Annotated in this window: 5 protein-coding genes; all 5 read right to left on the minus strand. The window is 34.5% G+C overall.

The window, feature by feature from the left end; translation table 11 throughout:
- Positions 1 to 179 precede the first annotated feature (179 nt).
- The 5 genes from VFS71_RS00225 to VFS71_RS00245 all read right to left on the minus strand — a co-directional run bounded on the left by VFS71_RS00225 (position 180) and on the right by VFS71_RS00245 (position 2,653).
- Complete coding sequence (locus VFS71_RS00225) at positions 180 to 422, minus strand: hypothetical protein (protein ID WP_326398649.1); 243 nt, start codon at positions 420 to 422, stop codon at positions 180 to 182.
- 234 nt (positions 423 to 656) lie between these two features.
- On the minus strand, positions 657 to 1,031 hold the full coding sequence (locus VFS71_RS00230; RefSeq protein ID WP_326398650.1) for a hypothetical protein: 375 nt from the start codon (positions 1,029 to 1,031) through the stop codon (positions 657 to 659).
- Positions 1,032 to 1,209: 178 nt separating this feature from the next.
- On the minus strand, positions 1,210 to 1,395 hold the full coding sequence (locus VFS71_RS00235; RefSeq protein WP_326398651.1) for a hypothetical protein: 186 nt from the start codon (positions 1,393 to 1,395) through the stop codon (positions 1,210 to 1,212).
- 144 nt (positions 1,396 to 1,539) lie between these two features.
- Complete coding sequence (locus VFS71_RS00240; RefSeq protein WP_219315430.1) at positions 1,540 to 1,905, minus strand: transcriptional regulator; 366 nt, start codon at positions 1,903 to 1,905, stop codon at positions 1,540 to 1,542.
- A gap of 352 nt (positions 1,906 to 2,257) precedes the next feature.
- Positions 2,258 to 2,653 carry a hypothetical protein gene (locus VFS71_RS00245; protein ID WP_326398652.1) on the minus strand — a complete coding sequence of 132 codons (396 nt, stop codon included), beginning with the start codon at positions 2,651 to 2,653 and terminating at the stop codon, positions 2,258 to 2,260.
- Between the last annotated feature and the right edge of the window lie 501 nt (positions 2,654 to 3,154).

Raw genomic sequence — 3,154 nt, forward strand, 5'->3', positions numbered from 1 at the left:
AGTAGGAACATAGTAAATAATTTTACGATTTTTTTCATCTTTTATTTTTGAGTATGTTTATCTAAAGTCCACCACGTAAAAACTGTAATTTCCGTTGACGGTTCGTTGCTTTTCTAAAGGAGAGTGAAGCTTTTCTTTTCAACTTTCAGCTTGATTTTATTGAGTTAGACTCGCTAACTTTATTCTTTAGACAATTTTTTCCAAGTAGTGTATCCACGAATATTGATTACTAGAAACACTGCATTTCCAATTGCTGTACCTAAACTGTTCATTAAAACAAATCCAAGAAAAATCCACACAACATTTGAAAGAGCAAATATTATAAAACCCCACGGATTTTTATTGCCTAACATATAAACGGCTAAAAGACTAAGTGATATTCCGAGCCAGTCAACTAAATAATATTCAAAAATGTTTGCCATAAAGTTTATAAATCTATAGATTAATTTTGGTGAAAAAAGAGGTTTTCATTCTGTCACTGAGAGCTATTCCCTGTAACGTTCTGGTACTACAGCGGGTTTGGGACTAAATTAAGCCCATTCTTCGGATTTGCCACCCGAGCGATAGCGAATAGACGAAGTAAATCATCCCAAATACAAAACCAACTTCCCATTAAGCCAATTGCCCAAATCCGTTGTAGTAGCTGTTGTGCGTAGTTATTTTTTTGAGACTGCGTGTCCAAAAAAGTAACCTAAAATCAATAAAAATGTACTTTCAATAATTTTAGTAGGTTCGATTCCAATAAACATACAAACTAGTAAACAGATTGAAATAATTATTAATAATAAAGCTCCAATTATTGAGGCAATTGATTCTTTAGCTAATATAGTTAACCATATTTGTGATTTTTTTTCTAACAGGTCTAGTTTTGTTTTGGAGATTTCTAACTGTTTTTTGGAAGTTTCATATTCTCTTTCTTCATTACTAGCCTGCTTCTCTTGCTCTTCTAATTTAGAAGTTTGCTTACTAAAATCATTTAATTCCTTTTCTATTTTTTTACGTAATTCTTTATCTGTTACGTTATTAATCAAGTCTTCAAGAGAGTTGATTTTTTCTACTCTTGATTTAACTTTAATAAGTTCTAATATATATTTCTTTTTGTCTAATAAGTTTCTATGTGGATAAAAAGTGTACCCAACTATACCTGAAGTGGCTTTAGTATTGAAATCAAAATCTACTCCTTTTTCAAAACTAACATTCCCAATACTTTCAAGTTTTTTTATTATCTTTAAGTGTTGAGTTGATGGTTTTTAATTTGGACTGAAGCTCTTCTATAGATAAAATGTCTAATTCTTCATTTGAATATCCAATTTTATTGACATAATTTTCCAAGGTATCGTAAGCTTTTTTCTGAAGACTTATACGAATTTCCTCTTCTGAGTTTCCTTTTACCATTATATTTTGTTTATAATCACGCACAACTAGTTTATATGTGTGACCCAGTCAGACATATCCACCCCAATCTAGGTAGTTTTGTCTTACAAACATACCGTTTATTTTTCTTAATGGGAAGGATTTCAAAATCAATTCGTCTATAATTTATTGCCTCCGGATTGTTTCCCTAAATACCTCCAGCTGGATTTCCATTTTTTGGATAATAGCATCTTTTTCAGCCAGTTCTTCCTTTAAGGCTTTTTCGCGAATCGTTTCAAAGCGATACGGCAGGTATTCGCCCAAGTGCGCAATAAAATTGTAGTTCATTGCCATACTCAGCTTCCATAAAATAGCAAACTGTAGGGACTCTTTCTTGAAATATTCGTTCAATCCTGTTGGGAGTATGCCCAATGCTCTAGCTACATCGGCTTTCTTGATTTTATTATGGATAATGTGATAATGGATAAAATTGCCAATCACTGGGTAATGTTCCCCTTTTCCATTCCTGTATTTGTTGCTGGTAGATATCATCTTTTGTGTGTTTTATGTTGTGAATGCATTTTATTTTTCTAAAAAAGTGGTGCTAAACACTAATCGTATTGGTTCAAACTATATCCTTTATTGGTTCGAACTACATAGCTTATTGGTTCAAGCTAAAAGTTTTATTGGTTTGAACTACATAGTATATTGGTTCTAATTACATTGTTTATTGGTTCAAACTACTTGTTCTATTGGTTCGAAAAACCAATAAAGTTGGTTTAAACTACATATACTATTGGTTTGAACTACATACAATTGCCTTTGGATATCAAAAAAAAACGGCAAAAAAATCGCCCCTTTCGAAATAAAAGAGGCGATTGCAGTTATTTTTAAGCAAATTGTTTTACTGCACCGCAGGCATTACTGGCGGTACCGTAACGGCATTACCGCCACTAGCTGCAAAACGCTTTTTGAGTTGGTCTACGATACTGTCTGCACCCTGAACTCCGGCATCGGCAGCAGAGCCAAAGGATTTGTACAGTGCTAATGCCACTCCATAAGCCTCGCTTCCTGCAAGCATTTTGGTGTCTTCAATCCGCTCACAGAGTTGGTTGGCCAATCCAGAGATTTCATCGAGTTGGGTAAAAAGCGCTAAATCATTTTGCATATTCACCACCGAAAGATACGACGGAATAAGCGTAGGATTGTTTACACCCGCATTGATGGCATCCTCGGTAAATGCTTTGTTGTTGACATCAATCGTGTTTAATGATTTTCGTTCGTCGGCGGTTAAGCCCACCAGAAAGGGAAGGTTGGTCAAGATGGTTTGAAAAGCGGCTTTGACTGCCGTTACTTGTGCTGCCGTAGCAGTCGCGTTAACGCGGTTGTTGAGCAAATTTGACATAAATAGTTTTTTTAAAGATTTGTGTAATAATAGATTACAAAAACAAAACTAAACTATTCTTATTTTAATTTATAGCGTTTTTCTTTCAATAAAAAATAATTTTGTTAAATTTATACGTAAAGAACTACGAAAGTTGTATAGTACTGATGGTTTTTTATTACGATATTGTCGTGTTGCGCTGATTGAGAATTTGGATTGTCGAGATTGATTGCTACTACTCTTCTGTACTATTAACAAACACTATTGTGATCTCGACAGAGGATGAATCCCGGCAACTTGAGTAGCAATCTGTTAGGATAACTAATTATCTTGTGTTTCTAAGATGCTGCGTGAAGGATGGGAGCAGGTTACCGAAGTAACGCGGACAGCCTGACCCTGTTGAGGAAAGTGGCCGTA

This window comes from Flavobacterium sp., assembly GCF_035760125.1.
Classification (GTDB): Bacteria; Bacteroidota; Bacteroidia; order Flavobacteriales; family Flavobacteriaceae; genus Flavobacterium.

Coding starts and splice junctions, on each gene's coding strand:
- VFS71_RS00235 (WP_326398651.1), bottom strand. CDS start 1,395: ATGGTAAAAGGAAACTCAGAAGAGGAAATTCGTATAAGTCTTCAGAAA.
- VFS71_RS00225 (WP_326398649.1), bottom strand. CDS start 422: ATGGCAAACATTTTTGAATATTATTTAGTTGACTGGCTCGGAATATCA.
- VFS71_RS00240 (WP_219315430.1), bottom strand. CDS start 1,905: ATGATATCTACCAGCAACAAATACAGGAATGGAAAAGGGGAACATTAC.